Raw genomic sequence first — 24,405 nt, 5'->3', positions numbered from 1 at the left:
TGATTACGCATTACCGTTATGATAAAGTACACTCGTGCTAAACATTATACGATTTATACTAACATATTGTTTCAGATTCTGTTCACATTTTTGGAAAAAGGGTATAGGAATACATGTTATAATAGAATTTAGGTAATGATGTATGGTATAGACATTGATATATCCGTAAAATGGTTTTGGGGGTAGAAAAGTGCATATTTTAAAAGTTGGATTCAATTACAAAACAGCCCCAGTAGAAGTAAGGGAAAAACTCACATTTTCTGAGAGCTCTCTCCATGAAGCAATGCTGGAGCTGAAAAAACAGAAAAGCATTCTCGAAAATGTGATTGTTTCAACATGCAATCGTACGGAAATTTATGCAGTAGTTGATCAATTACACACAGGGCGATATTATATAAAACAATTTTTAGCCGACTGGTTCGATATTGATAAAGAGGAATTTTCCTCTTATTTGCGAATTACGGAAGATGATGGTGCAATGGAACATCTTTTCCGCGTATCTACAGGGCTTGATTCGATGGTGCTTGGCGAAACACAGATACTAGGTCAAGTAAAAGAGGCATTTCTGACATCACAGGAAATGAAAACTACAGGCACCATATTTAATGAGCTGTTTAAACAGGCTATTACATTTGGCAAGCGTGCACATAATGACACTGCCATTGGTGAACATGCGGTATCGATCAGTTATGCTGCAGTTGAATTGGCCAAAAAGATTTTTGGAAACCTGCAGAATAAGCACGTTGCCATTCTTGGTGCAGGTAAAATGGGTGAACTGACTGCTAAGAATCTTCAAGGATCCGGTGCCTCTGAGATTACGGTCATCAATCGTACTATAAAGAAGGCAGAAGAATTAGCTGAACGGTTTCAGGCAAATGCCATGGGAATGGATAACCTGCTGGAAGTGATACAGCAAGCAGATATCCTGATCAGCTCTACGGGTTCTGATTCAGTTGTTCTCACAAAAGAGATGCTTGAACCGATTCAAAAGAAACGCAAAGGCAAGGCGCTTTTCCTTGTGGATATTGCAGTTCCAAGAGATATCGATCCACAAATCAGCAGCATGGATAATGTATTTCTCTACGATATTGATAATTTGAAAAATATTGTTGATGAAAATTTGGAGGCAAGAAAGGCGGCAGCCGAACAAATTGAACTGATGATGGAAGAGGAAATAGTCACGTTTAAGGAATGGATGAAAACCCTTGGTGTCGTACCCGTCATTTCAGCATTGCGGCAGAAGGCATTATCCATTCAGGCAGAAACGATGAAGAGTATAGAGAGAAAGATGCCGGATATGACTGCCCGAGAGAAAAAAGTGATCAGTAAGCATACGAAAAGCATCATCAATCAGCTTTTAAAAGAACCTATAACACAGGCGAAAGAACTCGCAGGCGCTGACAAAGCAGAAGAATCCCTGCAGTTATTTATTGATATTTTCGGTATTGAAGATGAAGTAAAGGCAGAAGCCGCAAAGCAGGCCAAAAAAAATGAGACATTACATTCTTTGGCCAAAGCAGACAAAGTATCCTTTCCCATAATAGAAAAAATTACGACAGTCTGAATGGGTGGGATAAATTGATGATTGAAATGAAGTGGATTTATGAAATTATTCTTATCGTTTATGGCTTCAGTTTAATCGGCTATTTTATAGATTTTATTCATAACAACCGGAAGGCAAACAGGATTGCTTTCTGGTTGCTTACTATGGTTTGGCTTATACAGACTATCTTTTTCATTTATGAGGTCTTCGTGGAAAATAACTTTCCTGTGGCAACCTTGGTGGATAGCCTGCTGTTTTATTCCTGGGTTCTGATTACGTTCTCGCTGATCATCAATCGATTGTTTCCAGTACGTTTTATTGTATTCTTTATGAATGTATTTGGTTTCTTTATCCTGTTGATGTATGTATCTGCGAGTGCGACCAAACGTTTTCCGGATGAAGCCATTCACTTTGTACATGAAATACTGATCATGCATATAACCGTTGCCATTATTTCGTATGGGTTTTTCACCATCGGGTTTCTGTTCTCAATCATGTATTTAGTTCAATATCGTTTGTTAAAAAAGAAAAAAGGTTTAAAATGGTTGTGGCGGCTTGGTGATCTCGGCGCATTGGACAGCTATAGTTTTAAAACTATTTCAATAGGAGTTCCATTATTATTGATAGCCATTATTATGGGAGTGGTATGGGCATATGTATCCACGACAACTTTTTACTGGCTCGATATGAAAACAATCGGATCCATTGTTGTTTTGTTTGTTTATATTGTGTACCTTGTTTTAAGAATAAACGGACATGAAGGGAAATTTCTTTCCACCTATAATACGGCTGCATTTTTAATATTGCTGATTAATTTCTTTTTATTTAGCTCGTTATCGAATTTTCACTTTTAGGAGGATTACTATATGCGCAAGATAGTAGTAGGATCAAGACAGAGTAATTTGGCATTGACCCAGACAGAATGGGTAATCAGCCAATTGAAGGCGGCTGGTGTTGAGAACGAATTTGAAGTTAAAAAAATTGTAACCAAAGGTGACCGGATTCTCGATGTCACGCTATCTAAAGTCGGTGGCAAAGGTCTCTTTGTAAAAGAGATAGAGCAGGCTATGTATGATAAGGAAATCGATTTTGCCGTACATAGTATGAAGGATATGCCATCAGAGCTTCCAGAAGGATTAAAAATCTCATCCATCCCGATACGGGAAGATCACCGGGATGCCTATATCGCCAAAAACGATGTTAAGTTAAAAGATCTTCCGAAAGGGGCTAATGTCGGAACCAGCAGCTTACGCCGTGCAGCACAAATTCTTGCAGAACGTCCTGATGTGAACATTAAGTGGATCAGAGGAAATATTGAAACACGTATTCGAAAGCTGCAGGAAGAAGATTATGATGCCATTATTCTTGCCGTTTCTGGATTGAAGCGTGTTGGACTGAACGAAGAATTGATTACAGAATACTTGGAGCCTGAAATATGTGTTCCCGCTGTTGGGCAAGGGGCGCTTGCAATCGAAAGCCGTGCGGATGATCAGGAAATCAGCCGTATTCTGCAGAAGATCAATGATGATTTGACGACAAGGACAGTTACAGCAGAAAGAACGTTTCTGCACTTGCTGGAAGGTGGCTGTCAGGTGCCGATTGGCGGTTATGCCTATCTTGAGGGAAATGATGTTATTCTAACTGCTTTGGTCGGGACTCCGGATGGCAAGACCATATTGAAAGAGACCGTTCGCGGCAATGATCCGAAAGCAGTTGGAAAAGAAGCAGCTGATTTGCTGATCAAGCAAGGAGCCAAGAAGATAGTGGATGAGGTAAAAGAGGAGTTAGACAAGTAATGGCTCCATCATTACATGGAAGCAAGATTCTGATTACAAGAGAAGCTAAGCAGTCAAAGGAATTTGCTGACAAGGTCATTGCGATGGGTGGGATTCCTTTGGAGGTCCCATTGCTCAAAATTTCATGTAAAGATAGAAAAGCGAACCGATTGATGCTTGATCGCCTTCACGAATATACATGGATCATTTTCACAAGCTCTAACGGAGTTGAAAATTTCTTTGAAATCATTGAAAAGTATCATGTACAAATAGCAGATCACGTGCTGTTTGCAGCGGTTGGCCATAAAACAGAGTCTATGCTGAATAAATATAGCTATCGTTCCGCCTTTATTCCATCAACTTATAATGCAGACATCATGGCAGAGGAATTTCTCAGGACTCCTGGTGAAAAAGGGCCGGTTCTATTAATCAGAGGAAATCGGTCAAGGGATGTCCTTCCTGCCAGGTTTTCCGAACAAGGGCTTGCTTTTGATACGATGGAAGTCTATGAAACAAGCTTCAATCTGGAAATGAAGCATCAACTTAATGACGTATTGTCAAAGCAGCAGATTGATTTCATTACGTTTACGAGTCCATCTACAGTAGAGTCCTTTATGGTGATGGCGGATGAGATTCCTGACAGCAACTATGTCTGTATTGGCACTACTACGGAACAATCTGCAGCAGCGCACGGTCTGCACACACTGATTACACCAGAAGAATTTACAACAGATGCAATGCTGTTGGCTATTAGCGATTACATAAACAGAAAGGATTGATAACGAAATGTCCGATTCAATTAATTTTAAACGCCACCGCAGATTACGTTCTTCTAATGCAATGCGTTCCATGGTAAGGGAGACACATTTACGTACAGAAGATTTTATTTATCCGATGTTTGTGATTGAAGGGGAAAACATCAAAAATGAGGTTCCTTCGATGCCTGGAGTGTATCAGCTTTCGTTTGACCTCCTGCTTGATGAAGTAAGGGAAGTATATGAACTGGGAATCAAATCTGTTATCTTCTTTGGCGTGATTTCGGAAAAGGATGAGGTCGGTTCCGGGGCATTTGCAGAGGACGGAATTATCCAGGAAGCGACACGAATGGTCAAAAAAGAATTCCCTGACCTGCTTGTTGTTGCAGATACCTGCCTTTGTGAATATACGTCCCATGGACATTGTGGCGTAATCCACAATCATGATGTAGATAATGATGAGTCACTTCAGCTATTGGCAAAAACGGCTGTTTCCCAAGCGCAGGCAGGTGCAGACATCATTGCCCCTTCTAATATGATGGATGGTTTTGTGGCAGTTATTCGTGCGGCATTGGATGAGGCTGGATATTCCCATATCCCAATCATGTCCTATGCGGTCAAATATGCTTCTGCGTTCTATGGTCCATTCCGTGATGCTGCAGAAAGTGTACCACAGTTTGGTGACAGAAAAACGTATCAAATGGATCCTGCCAACCGTCTGGAAGCACTTCGCGAGGCTGAATCTGACGTTGCTGAAGGAGCAGACTTCCTTATTGTTAAACCGGCATTATCTTATCTCGATATCGTTCGTGAAGTCCGTGATAACTTTAACTTACCTATAGTTGCATATAATGTAAGTGGTGAATATTCCATGGTAAAAGCTGCAGCACAAAACGGCTGGATTGATGAAAAAGCACTTGTAATGGAAAAACTCACATCCATGAAACGCGCTGGAGCAGACTTGATCATTACTTACTTTGCAAAAGATGCTGCCATATGGCTGAGAGAAAACCAATAGAATATGGAGGCTCAAAAAATGAGAAGCTACAATAATTCAATCGATGCATACAAAGAAGCAGTTGACCTGATGCCCGGCGGTGTCAATTCGCCTGTTCGTGCCTTCAAGTCAGTAGGCATGTCTCCCGTTTTTATGGAATCGGGAAAAGGCTCAAAAATTTACGATATTGATGGTAATGAATATATTGACTATGTGCTCAGCTGGGGGCCGCTAATTCTAGGACATGCCGATCCTGCAGTTGTAAATAAATTAAAAGAAGTTGCCGAAAAAGGTACAAGCTTTGGTGCGCCGACAATACTTGAAAATAAACTGGCAGAGCTCGTTATTGAGCGCGTTCCGTCAATCGAGATGGTTCGCATGGTGAATTCAGGTACTGAAGCCACCATGAGTGTCATCCGTCTTGCCAGGGGGTATACTGGCAGAGACCTTATTCTGAAGTTTGAGGGCAGCTATCATGGGCATGGCGATTCATTATTGATTAAGGCAGGTTCAGGTGTTGCGACATTGGGCTTGCCTGACAGTCCTGGTGTACCGAAGTCCGTTGCAAGCAATACGATTACCGTCCCATATAATGATTTCGAAAGTCTGGAACTTGCCTTTGAAAACTATGGTGACAATATTGCTGCCGTAATAATGGAACCAGTCTGCGGAAATATGGGTGTTGTTCCACCGCAGAATGATTTCTTGAAAAAGGTAAGGGAAATTACAGAAGATTACGGAACTCTCTTGGTATTCGACGAAGTGATGACCGGTTTTCGTGTCGGGTACAATTGTGCCCAAGGGCATTTTGATGCAACACCGGACTTAACTTGTCTTGGAAAAGTAATTGGCGGTGGTCTGCCTGTTGGAGCATATGGCGGAAAGCGTGAGATAATGGAGCAGATTGCACCGTCAGGACCGATCTATCAGGCTGGAACCCTTTCTGGAAATCCGCTTGCAATGACTGCTGGATATGAGACGCTATCGGCACTTACTGAAGAATCCTACCAGGCAATCAACGAAAAAGTCGATTCACTTATTGACGGTTTCCGTACTGCGGCAGCAGATTATGATATCCCATTGCATATTAATCGTGCAGGATCAATGGTTGGTGTCTTCTTTACTGACGAATCGGTTGTTGATTTCAATAGTGCACAGACTTCCAATCTGGACTATTTTGCACAATATTACCGGGCGATGATGGAAGAGGGAATATTCCTTCCGCCGTCCCAATTTGAAGGATTATTCCTTTCAACTGCCCATAGTGACGAAGACATTGCAAAAACAATTCAAGCAATCCGCACCGCCTTTTCAAAAATCAAAAAGTAGAATCAAAAGCGGAGGCGATTGTTCTGGTACGGACGCATAGGCAGGGACCGAAATACAGTGAACTACCTGTATGAAGAGTCACTGCCTATGCCGGAAGGACCAAAGAGCCAAAGCTAGAAGAATCAAAAGCGGAGGCGATTGATCTGGTACGGACGCATAGGCAGGGACCGAAATACAGTGAACTATCTGTATGAAGGGTCACTGCCTATGCCGGAAGGACCAAAAAGCCAAAGCTAGAAGAATCAAAAGCGGAGGCTAGAAGAATCAAAAGCTATTCTTATTTGGATGTGACCAGTAATGGTTTCCGAATAAGAATAGCTTTTTTTCATGCATATCCATAAATGCTGATTCATATAGATTATAAAGACAATTGGTACATGGATATATGTGGAAGGGAGGAATTTTTTTGACTGGCGATTCCAAGGCATTTACTTTTGAACTGCAGGAGTCCCTGTATTTTGAAAAGGGACAGGAAGTTGCGGAAATGAGAGGGATAGCTTTAGAACCAGAGATATCGATCCATCCCTATGATGAATATATTTCAATAAGAGGCATTATTGAACTGCATGGGGAATACGAAAAAATCATTTCAGCAGAAATAGTGGAAGAACCACTTGATTTTGAGGATTTTCAGGCGAAGCGATTTGTGGGAAAAGTTACAGAAGAAGATGGATTGGCATTGTTTTCACATCAGTTTCCTGTTGAAATCTCTGTTCCGCCATATCGAGTTGCAGATTTAAATGAAGTCACTGTCAGCATTGAATCCTTTGATTACGAATTACCCGAACCAGGCCAATTGAAATTATTCGCTTCGGTTGAGATTCATGGAATAAACAGTGAGGCAGAGCCGCTGCGGGATGAATTCGAAGAACAGAATGAGGCAGCAGATGAACCAGGTAAAGCCATTGAAGAAATCGAAAATGAAGAAGAGGGAACCTTTGAATTTGAAATCAGGAAACCGATGGACGTGGGGAAAGATGATATGGACGTTTCCGCTAATAAAGTTGTCCCGCCAGAGGTTATTGCTTCAGAAGAACGAGGAATCTCTATTGAAAAAGAAGACGGGGAAAAGGAAGACCGGGAAAGAGAAGCAGACCCCGATCGGTGGAAGGTCAAGTCTGAATCATTGGCTGACTTTTTTAATCAAATGCCAAAAGAGGGTGCCGTAACAGAACCGGAAGTAGGGGCAGCAGATGAGCAAAGTGAAGCAGACGATGCGGCCGAAGAGATTGAAAATGAAAACGAGCAGCAGCCAGTTGCAGATGCAACCTACTTATCTGATATATTCAGAAATACGCAGGAAGAGCGTTATACGAAGATGAGGCTTTGCATTGTACAGGAGCAGGATACAATCGAAACGATAGCACAGCGTTTTTCAATAAGCCCGCTGCAGCTGATAAAACAGAATGAGCTAGGTGATGATTTCGAAGTTCATGAAGGTCAGCTCTTATATATTCCGGTCAACAAGTGATTGGTTATCCCCTTGATTAATATTTCAGGGGGTTATTATTTTTAATGGTGGTGAACAACAATGGATATGCTAAAGAAAGTACTGCAATCTTACAGGATCTATCCTATTGATACAGAACAAATAACAGACCGTTTATTCCGTATTAATGACGGCAAACGGGATTATGCTCTGAAAAGAAGCTCACTAACAGAAGAAACGGTAGCGGCATGGCAAAATGTCTATCATATGGCCAATGAGAAAAATATTTCCGAAATTGTCCCGGTTTACTTAACAAAGGAAGGTAAACTTTATGAGCAGACAAATAATGGCATTTTCTATCTTACTCCCTGGGTTGAGCATTCTGATGAAAATAAAGAAAGGAATAGCATTTCAATTACACTGGATTCCCTTGCCCGCTTGCACGAGAAGACAAAAAAGTCCCACCGGATTTCAAGGGATACCCTAAAAGAAAACTTTGATACATATCTTGCATTTTGTAAGCGGCTGCCTGGAGAACTGCGTGGTTATGTTATTCAATTCGAGAAGAAGACATATATGTCTCCATTCGAATTACAGGTTTGTACCCACTTTAGAGTCATGGAATATGCGTTCCAACTCATCAATACAAGAATCAGTGAATTTCTGGATCAGTCCGAGGAAGAATTCATATGGAATCACAGTCTATGCCATGGCAATCTTCGTACCGACCATATGCTTAACGGGTATATGATCAATTGGGAAAAAGCTGGCTATAACCATGCAGCGGCAGATTTAGCTGATTACTTCAGTCGTTTAACAGGAAATTATGATCAGCCGGCAGACCAAATCAATGAGGCATTTAGAAAATATAAAAAAATAAACGATTTATCGGAAGCGGAATTAAAATTGCTGTCCATTTACTTGCTCAATCCTTCGCACTATATTACCATTATCCGTGACTATAAGGAGAAACCATCTGATAAACCGATGGCAGATCAAGTAAAGGATCTCCAGCGGCAATACAGAAATCTTTTATTTGCAGTGAAATGGACAGAATTTATCAAGGATGAATATGAAGGAATTACCTTTGAAGACACAGAACTCTAAATCCATTCCAAGTAAAAAGCGACAAAAAGACCAATAAATACGCCTAATAACAGAATGTCAAAGGTGGTAGGAATTAATAATGTCCGGATGAGCTGAAATATCATAATCGGCAGTGTTACCTTTTCCGCAATAAAGAGACAATGTCTTCCCCATGGCGGCAGCTTATAGCGATAATAACGGGCCACATCACTCACCCCCTTTTCAATAAAATGTGTTCACATTACTTCTATATGAGCTATAATATGTATAAATACATCACTTTTGTGCAATAACAATAATAATAGTTGACGAAACCGTGCCGTTTTGGATAAAATAAAAACCATACGAATAAGTGTTATATGAAAAAGCAATGACAGGGAAGAGTACAGAATAAACGCCTTAAGAGAGGGAAATCTAGAGCTGCGAATTTCCCAGGCTGGTTGTTTTGGAAGGTCGCCCTTGATGCAGCTTCTTTGAATTTACAGTAGAAGAAGCCGGTAATTGACCGTTATCAATACATGAGTGTACAAACTTTTCTTGGTTTGTAAACAAAGGTGGTACCACGGAAGCTAACCCTTTTCGTCCTTTATATAAGGATGAAAAGGGTTTTTTAGTTTTAGCAAAAACAGGAGGTTAGGTAATGAGTGAACAGGAAAACAATACACTTCCATCAAAATACAATCCACAGGAAGTCGAAAAGGGCCGTTATCAATTCTGGCTGGATGGAAAATACTTTGAAGCGACCGGCAATCCGGAGAAAGAGCCTTATTCCATCGTAATCCCACCACCAAATGTAACAGGAAAATTGCATTTAGGGCATGCGTGGGATACGACTATGCAGGATACAATCTCCCGCATGAAGCGGATGCAGGGCTATGATGTATTATGGCTCCCAGGAATGGACCATGCAGGAATCGCAACACAGGCAAAAGTAGAGGCCAAACTTAAGGAACAGGGCACGAACCGTTATGAGCTCGGAAGGGAAAAATTTCTCGATACTTCCTGGGAATGGAAAGAGGAGTATGCAGATTTCATTCGCTCTCAATGGGAAAAAGTCGGTCTGGGTCTGGATTACTCACGTGAGCGGTTCACATTGGATGAAGGCTTATCAGATGCTGTAAAAGAAGTGTTTGTTACATTATATGAAAAAGGGCTTATTTATCGCGGTGAATATATTATCAATTGGGATCCGAATACACAAACGGCATTATCCGATATAGAGGTTATCTATGAAGAAGTTCATGGTAAATTCTATCACATGCGCTACCCAATCAAAGATAGTGATGAGACGATTGAAATAGCGACCACGCGTCCAGAAACAATGTTAGGTGACACGGCGGTGGCGGTTCATCCAAAGGACGATCGTTATAAACACTTAATTGGCAAGACAGTTCTGCTGCCGATTGTTGGCCGTGAAATCGAAATTATAGCTGATGAGTATGTGGATATGGAACTTGGTTCTGGGGCAGTTAAAATAACACCTGCACATGATCCGAATGACTTTGAGGTTGGTAACCGTCATGGCCTAAAACGTATTCTGGTTATGAATGAAGATGGTTCCATGAATGAAAATGCCGGAAAATATCAAGGAATGGATCGTTTTGAATGCCGCAAACAGATTGTTGAAGATCTTCAGCAATCGGGAGTTCTCTTTGAGATTGAAGAGCGTGTGCATCAGGTGGGCCATTCTGAGCGAAGCGGTGCAGTTGTTGAACCTTATCTTTCCACGCAATGGTTCGTCAAAATGGAGCCCTTGGCAAAAGCTGCGCTAGATATGCAGCATGGCGATGACAAGGTAAACTTCGTTCCGGAGCGTTTTGAGCGTACGTATTTTAACTGGATGGAAAACATTCGTGACTGGTGCATTTCCCGTCAGCTATGGTGGGGGCATCGGATTCCAGCCTGGTACCACAAAGAAACAAAAGAAATCTACGTTGGAAAGGAAGCACCAGCAGATATTGAAAACTGGGAGCAGGATGAGGATGTATTGGATACATGGTTCTCATCTGCATTATGGCCATTCTCGACAATGGGCTGGCCTGACAAAGGGTCAGAAGATTTCAAACGCTACTTCCCAACGGATGTTCTTGTTACAGGGTATGATATCATTTTCTTCTGGGTAGCCAGAATGATTTTCCAATCAAAAGAATTCACAAATGAAAAACCATTTAAAGATGTATTGATTCATGGACTAATCAGAGATGCAGATGGTCGTAAGATGAGTAAGTCTCTTGGCAATGGTGTGGATCCAATGGACGTTATCGAAAAATACGGTGCGGATTCGCTGCGCTATTTTCTGTTAACTGGTTCAACACCAGGTCAGGATCTGCGTTTCAGCTGGGAAAAAGTGGAGTCGACTTGGAACTTTGCCAATAAGGTCTGGAATGCCTCACGCTTTTCATTGATGAACATGGAAGGTTTCCAATCTGCGGATATCGATTTGAGTGGAGAACGATCGCTTGCAGACAAGTGGATATTGACCCGCTTGAATGAAACGATTGAACATGTAACAAAGAACACAAGTAAATATGAGTTTGGTGAAGCAGGACGTCACTTATACAACTTTATCTGGGATGAGCTCTGCGATTGGTATATCGAGATGGCAAAGCTTCCATTATACGGTGAAGATGAAATCAAAAAGAAAACAACAAGATCTGTACTTGCATATGTACTCGATCAAACGATGCGGATGCTTCATCCATATATGCCTTTTATTACAGAGGAGATCTGGCAGCAGCTACCGCATGAGGGTACTTCCATTACTGTTGCAAAGTGGCCGGAAGTGAGGGCTGATTTCCATGATGAAACGGCGTCAGAGGAAATGAAGCGCTTGGTATCGATCATTAAATCCGTGCGCAACAGTCGAGCAGAAGTGGATACACCGATGTCCAAACAGATTAAGATGCTGATACAGGCTGAGAATGATTCAATCGTTTCAGAACTGGAACGTAATCGGGAGTATTTGGAACGTTTCTGTAATCCGAGTGAGCTGGTAATATCCAAAACATTGGATATACCTGAAAAAGCAATGGCTACTGTTGTGACTGGTGCAGAAATTTTCCTTCCGCTTGAAGGTCTGATTGATTTTGACAAGGAAATCGAACGTCTAGAGAAAGAATTAAGCAAGTGGACGAAAGAAGTGGAACGCGTTCAGAAGAAGCTTTCCAATCAAGGGTTTGTCAGCAAAGCACCACAGCAGGTTGTTGATGATGAGAAACGCAAAGAACAGGACTATCTAGATAAACAGGCTAAAGTTAAAGCGCGTCTTGGCGAACTGAAAGGATAACAGTTCTGATACTTCAGCAAAAATAAGCTCTCTTGAAAATGAAAAAGCGGAAATCCGAAATCGGATTTCCGCTTTTTTTCATAAACGATGACCTTTTAAAAAGCAGCCCACTATGTAATCCTGGTTTTAATCAACCGAATATACTTCTCCAATATATTGATATCGCTTGTGGCACTTAATGTTCTGGAACCGACGACATCTTCTATTTCGTTGAAAAGCAGTTGTCCATCAAGTCCGACTAAGAAGTCAATACCAACCATGCCAAATTCAAAGTGATCCACCAGCTTCTGAACTAGCGCTGTCTCTGTTGGATTCAGTGGATAGAGAGAAGCGGAACCGCCGAGTTTGTAATTGGCACGGAAATCTGTTGAACTTTCGCGAAGGACTGCGGCAACAACCTCTTTTCCGACTATGAACACACGAAGGTCTTTGCCAAGCTGAACTTCACAGGACTGGATAATAATATTTGTCTGTAAGTTTGTTTGACACTTCAGCCAGGAGATCTGATCTTCAATATAGAATACCCGCCTGCCGCCTCTGCCGCCTGCTTCTTTTACGATAAAGGGGTAAGGCAATGGCGGAGTATCGCTGATATGTTCTCTTTTACTATAAATAGTGTCAACCATCGGTAGTTGAAGCAGGTTGGCATGGTGATGTGCTAATGCTTTATCATTACATATTCGGGCGATATTTGATGAATTAAATACAGCGATCCCCATAGACTCCAGGTGAAGATTGAGCATGGGATCTATCGTTCTTACAACAGCAAAATCCGGAAGCTCAGACGGTTCTTTATGTATGTTTGCAAATTTCTTATTGTCTTTAACACCAATTGTTAATTCTTCTCTTATCACTAGCTCCAATTCAAGGAATTGCTTTGCGGCTTCCTCCTTAAACCAAGCAATGTAGGAGGCATTTAGGAAACTATCTTCTATACTGTAAATCAGCCATCCTTTTTTCATGATAGAGCTTCCAGTATATAATCAATTATATAATCAGCTGCATTAACACCGGTGCACTCAAGAAGATTCCGAATATGGGCATTTGAATTCACTTCACATACAATTCTTGTATTATCCGGTCCTATCAGCAAATCCACGCCGGCAAAATCAGCCTTTATTGCGCTTGCCGCTGCAACAGCAAGGTCTGATTCCGACTGTGACGGAGTATAACTGGACATCGACCCTCCAGCTGTTACATTTGCTCTAAAATCATTCCTGTTATTTCGTTCCATCGCAGCTACAACTTTGCTTCCAACCACTTGGAGCCGTAAGTCTCTACCATAACTTTCAGGAACAAATTCCTGAAATAAATAGGCCTTCCCCTGAATTTCCTCCATTTTTTTATGAATCGCTTCCTTGGAGTGCAATAGATATACCTGTTCACCAAAAGAGCCATAAGCCTCTTTTATGATCATTGGGAGACGTATTTCCCTGATCACTTTATCGAGCAATGTTTCTTCCAGCTGTCCAGAGTAAAATACCTTGGGAGCGATGATTGTTCTAGGTATAGGCAATCTGCTTACCGCTAGATGCTGGTAAGTAGCAATTTTATCATCACTGATTTCGATAGCTTCAGCAGAGTTGAACACCTTTACGCCAACCAGCTCAAGCTGTTTTGCCAAATATATATCTTTATCGGCAAAAACTGCAAAGTCGGGTAATTCTCTTTCTGCAAAAGATACAATTTCAAGGATATCTTTTGATAGTAGACTCAGTAACTCATTATTTTTCATAATGGTAATTTCCAGATTCTTAGCTGATGCTGCTGCTTGAATCATTTCTGCATAATCCAGGAATTTATTTCCTGCCAGGTTGCCATTATAAATGACCCATCCTTTTTTATTCATCCGATTAAATCCTTTCTGCTATACTTATTTTACTTACATATGGAAAGTGGTGTAACCATGTTTAAAACGTACCAGGAGGTTGAAGCCTTTTTTGCTTCCAGAAAAATGCTTGGCATCAAACCAGGTTTGCAGCGGATCGACCGAATGCTCGCTCTGTTGGATCATCCACAGCAAAAAGTCAACGCTATCCATATAGCTGGAACGAATGGAAAAGGTTCGACCGCTCAATATATTAAAAATGCACTTCAGGCAAGTGGGTATCAAGTGGGTGTATTTACCTCACCGAGTTTGACCGGATTGACTGGTCACATATATTTAGATGATCAGGAAATCAGTGAGCAGTCTTTTTTGGAACTATGTAACGAAATTCACCCTGTCATTAAACAGTTGGATCGTACAGGCTATGCCCCAACGGAATTTGAAATCATTACGGCACTTGCTTTTCTCTATTTTTCAAAAAATGGCGATTTTGCTCTTATCGAAGCTGGAATGGGGGGCAGGGAAGACACGACAAACTGTTTCCAGCCGATTATTTCCATTATAACAAATGTAGCCAAGGACCATACGAAATTTTTGGGAGACAGCCTCAAAGAGATAGCCTACCATAAGGCAGGTATCATTAAACCAGGTGTACCGGTGGTTGCAGGACTTCTTGATAGCGAGTCTTTACAAGTGATAGTCGAGGAAGCCGAGAAGCGAATGACCAATCTCTATCGTTTCGGTGAGGACTTTTCCTATGAAAAAATGGAGCAACATCAAATCATCTGGTCCAGTCGGCAAAATCATGCAGAGATGAAGCTGCAAATGGCAGGGGAACATCAATTCCAGAACGCCTCTGTTGCCTTGATGGCAATTGAAAGGTTGCAGGAAAACGGCTATCAAATTTCGCTTGGGAAGGCGACGGAAGCGATTGCGACCACCAGATTTCCAGGCAGATTCGAATCCATTAGCACGAAACCGGTTATTGTAATCGATGGGGCCCACAACCCTGCTGGGATGGAAGCTTTTGTGAAAACGGTTGAAGAGTATTACCCTGAATCTGATAAGCATTTATTATTTGGTGCCTTTAAGGATAAAGAGCTGGATACCATGCTTTCTCTGGCAGAGAATCAGACCTTTACTACCATTTCCTTAACAAGTTTTGATCATCCTCGCGCCACCAGTGCAGAGGAGCTATTCCGTCTGTCGCAGGCAAAAGGAAAAAGGCTTGTCGCTGATTGGAAACAGGAAATCGATGAATGGTTAAATATGGAATCAGGCTATTATTTTGTCGCGGGTTCCCTAAATTTCATTTCACGAGTAAGGGCATATGTGCTTGAAAAACGTAATGGATAAAGCAGAAATTTGTAGAACGATTTTTAGACTGCTTGTCATTATTCGTCTTACTTTTCAAATTCAGTGTGCTAGTTTAAATGTATCACCGGCACAGGAGGCGAAAATGTGGACAAACATAAAGCAATACTCGTAGAAGAAAATGGAAAACAGCTCAAATATAAATTGCATGATAATATCCGCCCTATCACTGCAGAAAAGGAATCTGCAGCAGCTGTTGATGAATCCGAGGAATCAATTCCTGTCTTAACGGGACTTCATAAATCAAAAAAAGGCCTTCAAAAGAAAAGGCAAGGGAAATTCAATTATTTTAAACCTATATTATTTGCACTTGGATCAGCCGTTATAATTGGTTCGCTGCTGGGTATTTCAATGCTTCGGTTATTTGTTGATGTGGAAGCAGAAATGACCGCACCGACCGTTAATAATAATGCTGCCACTGCTGTTCAAGATAATGAGGCAGCGACAGCTGTGTCTCTATTCAATCCGGAACCGCTGCATGCTTTTGTTTTACAGGCAGGTATCTTTTCCGAAAAGGGAAATGCTGAAGAATGGGCGGGTGAATATGCAGAAAAAGGGGTTCCAGCCATGATTTGGGAAAGGGATCAGCAATATTTTCTTATTGCCGGGGCGGCGGATACGAAGGAAGGGGCCAAAGCGATTGCTGACGGACTGCAAAAGGGTGGCAATGTCGAAATCTATGTAAAAGAATGGAGTACTGCTGCAGGGGAAGTGAATGTCACGGCAACGGAGCAGGATTGGCTCGCTAAGTTTAAGAATCTATGGGAGGCATCTTTGGTTTCCTGGAGTGAGCAAAACAGTATATCTATGGAAGGATGGGAAGGATTGCTTGCTGAAAGTCCCGAACAATCAGATGGGCTATCACCACTTACAACAGCTATTACGGAAGCAGGAGAACAGGTGACACAGATTCACCTCCTGCAATGGATGTATTACTATGAACAGTTAAGTCATTAATATAATGTAGCAGGTGATCTCCAGATTGCCTGCTTTTTTATTTTGCGCTTCATGAAGTAAAGCAAAATTACATTTTCTTCTGGGGAAAGTGTGTTATTCAATATAAGTGAGCGAGCTAAAATTCTGTTGTAGTCATTTGTTAGCATGTCATAGACTGGGTATGATAATGGTACCAAAAATGAAAGGGGAAACGAAATGGCTGTACCATCAATTAGATTTAAGGATGTACCAAAGGAAGACCGGCCACGGGAAAGACTTTTGAAAGCTGGTCCCGGGCATTTGTCCAATCAGGAAATCCTCGCTATTCTGATTGGAAGCGGAACGAAGGAGGAATCTGTCATGTCTGTGGCAAATCGGGTGCTCATGCACTTTGAAGGATTGAAGCTTTTAAGGGATGCAACGATTGAAGAATTGGTATCGATAAAGGGAATTGGCACAGCAAAGGGACTGTTGATCCTGTCGGCAATTGAACTTGGAAAACGGATGAGTGAATACAAGGCAGAGGATAGATATGTCATTCGTTCTCCCGATGATGGGGCAGATTATATCATGGAGGAAATGCGCAATCTTACACAAGAACATTTTGTTGTCCTTTTTTTGAATACAAAGAATCAGATTATTCATCGTCAGACAATCTTCATTGGAAGTCTGAATGCATCAATTGTGCATCCAAGAGAAGTATATCGTGAAGCAGTCAAGCGTTCGGCAGCCTCTATCATTGTAGCTCACAATCATCCCTCTGGAGATCCAACCCCATCACAGGAAGACATTCATGTTACGAGAAGATTGGCAGAATCAGGAAAGATGATCGGTATTGATCTTCTCGACCATCTAATCATTGGTGACAGGAAATTTGTATCCTTAAAAGAAAAAGGATACGTATAACACTATCTATTTTAGAATATTTTTCGTATAATTATATAAGGACTGAGATACCAGCGCCATTTTTATGAAAGTGGCGCTTATTCTGATTATGAAATTGGACGAAACAGTTTACTTATTTCAGCTAAGATGTAATAATTGATGATTGTTTACGACTACTATATTTGAGTGATTTAGTGGAATACATATAATGCAATTTGGTTACCGGAAAGGAAGATTTTATTGGCGATATTTAATTTTTCACAGGATTTGGGAATCGATTTGGGAACTGCCAATACACTTGTATTTATTAAGGGCAAGGGTATTGTCGTCCGTGAACCATCAGTAGTGGCAAAAAATGTTGCGACCGGGGAAATTGAGGCGGTCGGTAATGCAGCAAGAAATATGATTGGACGGACTCCAGGCAATATCTCTGTCATACGTCCCATGAAGGATGGCGTTATTGCAGATTATGAAACGACAGCAGAAATGATGAAATATTATATAAAGAAAGCGATGAAGAAGCGTTCACTTTTTGCCAAAAAACCGAATGTGATGGTTTGTGTGCCCTCTGGCATAACGATGGTGGAAGAGCGTGCTGTTATTGATGCGTCCAAGCAGGCAGGGGCCAAGGATGCCTTTCCGATTGCAGAACCCTTTGCAGCAGCGATTGGTGCTGGTCTGCCAGTTTGGGAACCGACCGGAAGTATGATTGTCGATATTGGCGGCGGAACTACAGAAGTTGCTGTGATCTCTCTTGGAGGAGTTGTAACGAGTGAGTCAATCCGGATTGCTGGGGATAAGATGGATGAGGCAATCATTAATTATATACGAAAAAATTATAGTCTGATGATTGGTGAACGATCTGCAGAATCGATCAAAATGGACCTTGGTGCAGCGAGACAAAACAAATCGGATAGGGAAATGGACATTCGCGGGCGCGATCTTTTAACAGGGCTTCCGAAAACGATTAGTATTACGGCTGATGAAATCTCCGCTTCATTGGATGATATAGTGGATGCAATCATTAATGCGGTAAAGGTCACCTTGGAAAATACGCCTCCTGAATTGGCTGCGGATATTATGGATCGCGGCATCGTTCTTTCCGGAGGCGGCGCATTGCTCAAAAATCTGGATCAGGTAATAAGTGATGAAACAAGGATTCCGGTATTTGTTACCGACAATCCATTAGATAGTGTGGCAATTGGGACAGGTAAATCATTGGATTATATCCAGCACTTCCGTTCCAGCTTGAATGTTTCATCCCGTCCTTTAAATTAATAAGTAGGTGTAACTATGCAATTTCTTCGTAATAAAAGGCTATTTATTCTGCTAATCGGCTTTATCGTTTTAGTAGCCTTAATAGGATATTCATTAAGAGATAGAGAAAATCTGACAACTATGGAAAAAGTCACCAATGATGTGGTCGGCTGGTCACAGAGTGTCATTCATACACCTGTCACCTTTATCACAGATATTGTAACGAATATTGATGATTTTAAAGCAACGTATAGTGAAAACCAGCTGCTCAAGGAACAGCTGTCTCAAAATAAAAGCTTAGTTTATGAAGTACAGGAAATTAAACAAGAAAATGAAGAACTTCATGATTTACTTGAAATCAGTGAATCTGTAAGGGATTATACTCCTATACAGGCAACGGTTATCTCCAGGTCTCCTGAACGATGGATTGAACAGGTTACCATCAATAAAGGGGAGCAGGATGGTGTCCTTGCCAACATGGTTGTCATAACTGCCGAGGGAATGGTTGGTAAAATTCAAAGCACATCCGAGTTTACTTCCACGGTACAGCTGCTTACAGGATTTGACCAGTATAATCGGATTTCAGCGACCATTTCCCGTGAAGATGGAGAAGATATATTCGGTATGATTGAAGGCTTTGAACAGGAGTCCAACTCACTTCTTTTCAGAATCATCGAAGAATCTGATAATGATCTTAAAGAAGGAGAACTGGTTGTTTCCTCTGAACTTGGCGGTGAGTTTCCTGCAGGATTGCCTATTGGAACAGTCAAAGAGGTTGTTTCCGATCAATATGGACTCACTCGGATAGCAATGGTTGCACCGGCTGCCGATATATATAATTTGAGCCATGTAATTGTTGTCGATCGAGCCTTGGCGGAACCGGAAGAAAGCAGTGGTGAGGAGGAAGAATGATTAAACGTTTTTACATACCGCTCATTCTCTTTCTGCTAACCATTCTTGAAGGGGTGGCACTGGAATTGCTGCCGCCTGATCTTGTCAAGAACAATATGCTGATTGTGCCGCATTGGGTGTTGGCATTTTTGATATTTGTCGCCGTGTTTTATGATAGAGACAACACGTATCATTCAATTGTTTATGGATTAATATTTGGTTTATTGATTGATGTCGTCTATACAGGAGTGCTTGGAGTGTACATGTTCTCCTACGCATTGGTTCTCTATATCGTTCATGGACTTACAAAATTGCTCCAGGGAAATATTTACGTCCTGCTGCTGCTTGGAATGCTTGGCGTATGTCTTTCCGAGCTTTCTATATATCTGATCTATACCTCGGCCGGGCTGATCGACATGGTTTTTGAAAATTATCTTATGGATCGCTTGCTTCCCACTGTATTGCTGAATTTGGTGTTTATTTTGCTGATATATCCATTTACAGCTAAAAGGCTGGCACGATGGGAAAGGGAGCAATTGACTGGAAATAGTACTTTATAATAATTTAGTATATTTACATAAACGAGTTAGGCTATTTTAATGAGGTGAACTTGCTGTGCTTGACAAGAAACAGACAATTACGATAAAAGGAACAAGAGAAGGTCTCAGTCTATTTATTGAGGATACGGCATCTTTTTATGATGCTATTAAAGAACTTGACGAAAAGATAATGGCGAGCAAACCAAAGGAAGATGAACCTATCGTCTCTGTAAAAGTTAAATTGGGCAACAGGTATTTAAATCAAGAACAGGAACGGGAACTAAGAAGAATAATTAGTGTGGATAATCGTTTTACAATAGCGTCAATAGAATCAGAGCTTATTAGAGTAGAAGATGCATTAAAGTGGCGGGAGGACAGTGAAATTAGGGCAGTAAACCGTATTGTCAGATCCGGTCAAGTACTGGAAATGCAAGGTGATCTCCTTCTGCTCGGGGATGTCAATCCGGGCGGGAAAGTTATTTCTACAGGGAACATCTATATCATGGGTAACCTCTATGGCATCGCCCATGCTGGCTCGGATGGTGATCGGGATGCTTTTATCGCAGCCTCCTATATGAAACCGACACAGTTACGTATTGCAGATTATATCAGTCGTGCTCCTGATTATGAGTCGGATGGCGTATATATGGAATGCGGAATTATCGATCAGGATCAGGATCAAATCATTATCGATTCGTTAAAGGTTCTTTCCCGAAAGCGTAAGGAAATAAGCGGATTTGAAAGGAGAATGAATAATGGGTGAAGCAATTGTTATAACATCCGGTAAAGGTGGAGTCGGTAAAACAACGACTTCAGCAAATATCGGTACTGCGTTGGCACTAATGGAGAAGAAAGTTTGTCTGATTGATACAGATATCGGCTTAAGAAATCTTGATGTCGTTATGGGCCTTGAAAATAGAATCATTTATGATATTGTGGATGTGATCCAGGGTCGCTGTAAATTAAAGCAGGCATTGATCAAGGATAAACGTTTCGACTATTTGTCATTGCTTCCTGCAGCTCAAACGAGTGATAAAACGGCGGTGACAACCGATGGAATGAAAGAGATTGCTGCCGAGCTGAAACAGGAATACGACTATATTATCATTGATTGTCCTGCAGGGATTGAACAGGGCTTTCAAAATGCTATTGCCGGTGCAGATAGAGCAATTGTAGTAACCACTCCTGAAAAATCAAGTGTCCGCGATGCAGACCGTATTGTCGGATTACTGGAAAAAGAGGAAATGAAAGAGGCACCTAGATTGATTATAAACCGTATTCGAAATCACATGATGAAAAGCGGTGACATGATCGATGTGGATGATATTGTCCAGCTGCTGTCGATTGATCTAATCGGAATTGTAATTGATGATGATGAAGTCATTAAAGCGTCCAATAAAGGTGAACCAATTGCCTTAAATCCAAATTCAAAAGCCTCCATTGCATATAGGAATATAGCTAGAAGAATTTTGGGAGAAACCGTGCCGCTCCAATCGTTGGAAGACGAAAGAGGCGTTCTGCAAAGGGTGAAAAAATTCTTTGGAATGCGAGTTTAACTGGATTTTATAATAGAGAATATCCTGTGAGGATGTAATGAAAGCATATTTCATTACATCTTTTTTTGTACACATACATCCCTTTATAAATACATATAAATGTACAAATGAATCTGAAGGAATGTGAAAATAATGGACAAAGATATCAGGAAAATCCGAAAGTCGATTGAACAGCGCAAGAAAAGCCGAGGACGAGCTCCTGACAGCACGAAGAAACAATTACTTTCTTTATCGCCGGAACCTGAAGAAAGACATGGCTATTATCCGGTGTATACAGGAAGCGGTGAACTCGAGGGTAAGGGTAGTCCTGCAGCTAGGATTGCAGTTAAAGGGATTTTGTCGGTTATGCTATTCTTTGGGACTGCGCTGGTCTGGCAGGTGGATTCGGATGCATTGCAGAAGCCAAAGGAATGGACGAACCAGGCACTAACAGATGAATTCCCATTTGCGAGAGCCAATATGTGGTACAAGCAAGCGTTTGGAAGGCCGTTATCCCTCTCGCCAAATCCTGTTGCGGAAGTGGATCAGTCTCAATCAATGGCACTGCCGGTCAATGGCAATATTACTGAAACCTTCGATGCAAATGGAACAGGAATCATGATTGAGCCGGGTGAAACTTCAAATGTGTCCACAATTAAAGAAGGTGTTGTTATCTTTGCCGGTAATGACAAAGAAACGAATAAGACGGTAACTGTTCAGCATGCGGATGGATCTGTTTCCAGCTATGGAAATCTTAGCTCCATCGATGTCCATCTCTATCAATTCATTTCAGCTAGTCAAGCAGTGGGAAGCTTCACACCGAGCTCAGAAAGTGAAATGGTCTATTTTTCAATTGAAAAAAACGATGATTATATAGATCCTGTCCAGGTGATCCAGGTTGATGAACTTCCTTAAGCAGATGCCAAGTATCCACATCCATCCTGTTCTGTATGCTTTTATTGCTATCTCATTTGTTACAGGTACCTTTCTGGAATTATTCATTATATTTTTTCTGGTATTATTTCATGAACTGGGCCATTTTACAGCAGCCTCGATGTTTAAATGGAGAATCAGAAATATTGTACTGTGGGTATTTGGCGGGGTGGTCGACACAGAAGAACATGGGAATAAATCAATCAAAGAAGAAGCAATCGTCACACTGGCAGGACCCTTTCAGCATCTTATCATTTTCTTTTTATGCCTTTTTCTGGAACTGTTTCAATTCATTCCTGCCTCCATCCTCGAGCTTGTGCTATATTATAATACGATGCTGCTGTTTTTCAATTTAATTCCTGTCTGGCCGCTGGATGGAGGGAAGCTGCTGCTGCTTATCACTTCTGCATTCCTTCCTTATAAAAAGTCCTATCATTTTACAATCCTGTTTTCAATGATTACCATTGTAAGTGTCGTCCTGATCCAATTGCTGTTTTTTCCATTTACCTTAAGTTCTTTCCTGATTTGGATATTTCTCTTTATGGAAAACCGTACGGATTGGAAGCAGCGGTTTTATGTGTTTATGCGTTTCCTGTTAAGGAGATATGAAGGCGACTCAGCCATTAAAAAGGTAGTCCCGGTCACCGTTGCATCCGAAAGCACGTTTATGGATGTATTCAGTAAATTTAGAAGGGAAAAGAAACATCCAGTATATATTATCTACCCAAATAACGAGCGGATATCGATAGATGAAAATGATTGCCTCCGAAGTTATTTTTATGATAAAAGCTATCATCATACTGTTGGGGAAACTTTTCAGTACAAATAATAGGTAATTACTCTAGCAGGCTTGACAAGGATTGGCAAAACATGATAATATCAATACGTTATTCATCGTAGCACCCGTGCTACAACCGCGCAGATCAGGTTATAAACTTTTCGGAGTACCTGTATGGCGAGTCTGAGTCTATTAAGGAGGTGCAAGTAATGTACGCAATTATTGAAACAGGCGGTAAACAAGTTAAAGTTGTTGAAGGCCAGGAAATCTATGTAGAAAAAGTTGCAGCAGAAGCTAACGATTCTGTTACTTTTGAAAAAGTTCTTTTTGTAGGTGGAGATGACGTTAAAGTTGGCGCTCCATTCGTGGATGGTGCTACTGTAACTGCTAAAGTTGCAAAACAAGGCCGTCAGAAAAAAGTTACTGTTTTCAAATTTAAAGCTAAGAAAAACTATCATCGTAAACAAGGTCATCGTCAGCCTTACACAAAATTAGTGATTGAAAAAATCAATGCATAAAGGTATTGGATTATGATTCAGGTAACTGTATTTCGGACTGACAATCAAATAACATCTTTTAAACTATCCGGACATGCCGATAGTGGGCCGTATGGATATGATCTTGTTTGTGCTGGAGTCTCGGCTGTGTCAATTGGTACAGTAAATGCAGTGATGGAATTATTCAAAACAGACCTGGAAATCGAACAGGGAGCAGAAGGCGGTTATCTTCATGTGAAGCTGCCCGATACACTTGAACCTGAAATAATGGAAAAAGCACAGCTCTTATTCGAGGGTATGATTATATCACTTCAGTCGATTGAACTTGAATATAGTGAATTCATAAAGATCGTAAATAAATAAGGAGGTGTAATCCATGATACGTCTAGATTTACAATTTTTCTCAACTAAAAAAGGTGCTGGTAGCACTAAAAACGGACGTGATTCCGAGTCCAAACGTCTTGGAGCTAAACGTGCCGATGGTCAATTTGTAACAGGTGGATCCATTTTATATCGCCAGCGCGGTACTAAAATCTATCCTGGTGAAAATGTAGGCCGTGGTGGAGATGACACTCTTTTCTCTAAAATCGATGGTGTTGTAAAATTCGAACGCTATGGTAGAGATCGCAAAAAAGTTAGTGTATATCCGGTTGCTCAAGAAGCATAATCAAACAAAAACTCCAGTCAATTCGTTGGCTGGAGTTTTTATTTTGCCATGATAAAAGGGCATTGGTGCAGTTCGATAAGTCAAC

At 41.2% G+C, this 24,405-nt stretch carries 25 protein-coding genes and 2 other annotated features; of the genes, 22 read left to right on the top strand and 3 right to left on the bottom strand.

The window, feature by feature from the left end; translation table 11 throughout:
- Positions 1–190: 190 nt before the first annotated feature.
- The 8 genes from hemA to ysxE all read left to right on the top strand — a co-directional run bounded on the left by hemA (position 191) and on the right by ysxE (position 8,935).
- A complete protein-coding gene (hemA, locus tag OMHG_RS11755) occupies positions 191–1,564 on the top strand; it encodes a glutamyl-tRNA reductase (RefSeq protein ID WP_010651061.1) in 1,374 nt (457 codons plus the stop codon).
- Positions 1,565–1,581: 17 nt separating this feature from the next.
- Entirely contained in the window at positions 1,582–2,397 is an 816-nt protein-coding gene (locus tag OMHG_RS11750) for a cytochrome C assembly family protein (protein ID WP_010651060.1), read from the top strand.
- A 12-nt stretch (positions 2,398–2,409) separates the two neighbouring features.
- Positions 2,410–3,339, top strand: coding sequence for a hydroxymethylbilane synthase (gene hemC / locus OMHG_RS11745; protein ID WP_010651059.1), 930 nt, complete (start codon positions 2,410–2,412; stop codon positions 3,337–3,339).
- On the top strand, positions 3,339–4,097 hold the full coding sequence (locus OMHG_RS11740; RefSeq protein WP_010651058.1) for a uroporphyrinogen-III synthase: 759 nt from the start codon (positions 3,339–3,341) through the stop codon (positions 4,095–4,097). Before hemC ends, OMHG_RS11740 begins: the two co-directional genes overlap by 1 nt.
- A gap of 7 nt (positions 4,098–4,104) precedes the next feature.
- Positions 4,105–5,091, top strand: a complete 987-nt coding sequence (gene hemB / locus OMHG_RS11735; RefSeq protein WP_010651057.1) for a porphobilinogen synthase — start codon at positions 4,105–4,107, stop codon at positions 5,089–5,091.
- An 18-nt stretch (positions 5,092–5,109) separates the two neighbouring features.
- Positions 5,110–6,399 (top strand): glutamate-1-semialdehyde 2,1-aminomutase, encoded by a 1,290-nt coding sequence (gene hemL / locus OMHG_RS11730; protein ID WP_010651056.1) that lies wholly within the window; start codon positions 5,110–5,112, stop codon positions 6,397–6,399.
- A gap of 406 nt (positions 6,400–6,805) precedes the next feature.
- On the top strand, positions 6,806–7,870 hold the full coding sequence (spoVID, locus tag OMHG_RS11725) for a stage VI sporulation protein D (RefSeq protein ID WP_010651055.1): 1,065 nt from the start codon (positions 6,806–6,808) through the stop codon (positions 7,868–7,870).
- A 60-nt stretch (positions 7,871–7,930) separates the two neighbouring features.
- Positions 7,931–8,935 carry a spore coat protein YsxE gene (gene ysxE, locus OMHG_RS11720; RefSeq protein WP_010651054.1) on the top strand — a complete coding sequence of 335 codons (1,005 nt, stop codon included), beginning with the start codon at positions 7,931–7,933 and terminating at the stop codon, positions 8,933–8,935.
- Here ysxE and OMHG_RS11715 read toward each other — a convergent pair.
- Positions 8,932–9,120, bottom strand: coding sequence for a hypothetical protein (locus tag OMHG_RS11715; RefSeq protein ID WP_010651053.1), 189 nt, complete (start codon positions 9,118–9,120; stop codon positions 8,932–8,934). The two genes, ysxE and OMHG_RS11715, sit on opposite strands and share 4 nt — an antisense overlap.
- Before the next feature lie 155 nt (positions 9,121–9,275).
- Positions 9,276–9,504: a binding site (T-box leader), on the top strand.
- A 50-nt stretch (positions 9,505–9,554) separates the two neighbouring features.
- Here OMHG_RS11715 and OMHG_RS11710 point away from each other — a divergent pair.
- Positions 9,555–12,200 carry a valine--tRNA ligase gene (locus OMHG_RS11710; RefSeq protein WP_010651052.1) on the top strand — a complete coding sequence of 882 codons (2,646 nt, stop codon included), beginning with the start codon at positions 9,555–9,557 and terminating at the stop codon, positions 12,198–12,200.
- 110 nt (positions 12,201–12,310) lie between these two features.
- Here OMHG_RS11710 and OMHG_RS11705 read toward each other — a convergent pair whose 3' ends face one another.
- Together OMHG_RS11705 and OMHG_RS11700 are read right to left on the bottom strand one after the other, a co-directional pair.
- On the bottom strand, positions 12,311–13,162 hold the full coding sequence (locus OMHG_RS11705; protein WP_010651051.1) for an ATP-grasp domain-containing protein: 852 nt from the start codon (positions 13,160–13,162) through the stop codon (positions 12,311–12,313).
- Entirely contained in the window at positions 13,159–14,049 is an 891-nt protein-coding gene (locus OMHG_RS11700) for an ATP-grasp domain-containing protein (protein WP_010651050.1), read from the bottom strand. The genes OMHG_RS11705 and OMHG_RS11700 overlap by 4 nt, the downstream gene beginning before the upstream one ends.
- A gap of 57 nt (positions 14,050–14,106) precedes the next feature.
- Between OMHG_RS11700 and OMHG_RS11695 the strand changes: the two genes are divergently transcribed.
- From OMHG_RS11695 to rpmA, 13 genes are all read left to right on the top strand, one after another.
- Complete coding sequence (locus OMHG_RS11695) at positions 14,107–15,384, top strand: bifunctional folylpolyglutamate synthase/dihydrofolate synthase (RefSeq protein ID WP_010651049.1); 1,278 nt, start codon at positions 14,107–14,109, stop codon at positions 15,382–15,384.
- Between the two features lie 105 nt (positions 15,385–15,489).
- A complete protein-coding gene (locus OMHG_RS11690; protein ID WP_010651048.1) occupies positions 15,490–16,359 on the top strand; it encodes an SPOR domain-containing protein in 870 nt (289 codons plus the stop codon).
- A gap of 195 nt (positions 16,360–16,554) precedes the next feature.
- Positions 16,555–17,244 (top strand): RadC family protein, encoded by a 690-nt coding sequence (gene radC / locus OMHG_RS11685; RefSeq protein WP_010651047.1) that lies wholly within the window; start codon positions 16,555–16,557, stop codon positions 17,242–17,244.
- Positions 17,245–17,463: 219 nt separating this feature from the next.
- Entirely contained in the window at positions 17,464–18,501 is a 1,038-nt protein-coding gene (locus OMHG_RS11680; RefSeq protein ID WP_010651046.1) for a rod shape-determining protein, read from the top strand.
- A 15-nt stretch (positions 18,502–18,516) separates the two neighbouring features.
- Positions 18,517–19,392, top strand: a complete 876-nt coding sequence (gene mreC / locus OMHG_RS11675) for a rod shape-determining protein MreC (RefSeq protein ID WP_010651045.1) — start codon at positions 18,517–18,519, stop codon at positions 19,390–19,392.
- On the top strand, positions 19,389–19,931 hold the full coding sequence (gene mreD, locus OMHG_RS11670) for a rod shape-determining protein MreD (protein ID WP_010651044.1): 543 nt from the start codon (positions 19,389–19,391) through the stop codon (positions 19,929–19,931). Before mreC ends, mreD begins: the two co-directional genes overlap by 4 nt.
- A 55-nt stretch (positions 19,932–19,986) precedes the next feature.
- Positions 19,987–20,673 carry a septum site-determining protein MinC gene (gene minC, locus OMHG_RS11665; protein WP_010651043.1) on the top strand — a complete coding sequence of 229 codons (687 nt, stop codon included), beginning with the start codon at positions 19,987–19,989 and terminating at the stop codon, positions 20,671–20,673.
- Complete coding sequence (minD, locus tag OMHG_RS11660) at positions 20,666–21,466, top strand: septum site-determining protein MinD (protein WP_010651042.1); 801 nt, start codon at positions 20,666–20,668, stop codon at positions 21,464–21,466. The genes minC and minD overlap by 8 nt, the downstream gene beginning before the upstream one ends.
- A 132-nt stretch (positions 21,467–21,598) precedes the next feature.
- The gene (locus OMHG_RS11655) at positions 21,599–22,360 is read left to right on the top strand and encodes a M23 family metallopeptidase (protein ID WP_010651041.1); all 762 of its coding nucleotides are present in this window, start codon (positions 21,599–21,601) and stop codon (positions 22,358–22,360) included.
- Entirely contained in the window at positions 22,347–23,207 is an 861-nt protein-coding gene (locus OMHG_RS11650) for a site-2 protease family protein (protein WP_010651040.1), read from the top strand. Before OMHG_RS11655 ends, OMHG_RS11650 begins: the two co-directional genes overlap by 14 nt.
- 73 nt (positions 23,208–23,280) lie before the next feature.
- Positions 23,281–23,351: a sequence feature (ribosomal protein L21 leader region), on the top strand.
- Between the two features lie 14 nt (positions 23,352–23,365).
- The gene (rplU, locus tag OMHG_RS11645; protein WP_010651039.1) at positions 23,366–23,674 is read left to right on the top strand and encodes a 50S ribosomal protein L21; all 309 of its coding nucleotides are present in this window, start codon (positions 23,366–23,368) and stop codon (positions 23,672–23,674) included.
- Positions 23,675–23,686: 12 nt separating this feature from the next.
- A complete protein-coding gene (locus OMHG_RS11640; protein WP_010651038.1) occupies positions 23,687–24,016 on the top strand; it encodes a ribosomal-processing cysteine protease Prp in 330 nt (109 codons plus the stop codon).
- A gap of 13 nt (positions 24,017–24,029) precedes the next feature.
- Positions 24,030–24,320, top strand: coding sequence for a 50S ribosomal protein L27 (gene rpmA, locus OMHG_RS11635; RefSeq protein ID WP_010651037.1), 291 nt, complete (start codon positions 24,030–24,032; stop codon positions 24,318–24,320).
- Positions 24,321–24,405 lie beyond the last annotated feature (85 nt).

Source organism: Oceanobacillus massiliensis str. N'diop, assembly GCF_000285495.1.
GTDB classification, from domain to species: Bacteria; Bacillota; Bacilli; order Bacillales; family Amphibacillaceae; genus Oceanobacillus; species Oceanobacillus massiliensis.
Note: the sequence above shows the minus strand (reverse complement) of the source record. Positions and strands in the feature narration are given on the sequence as shown.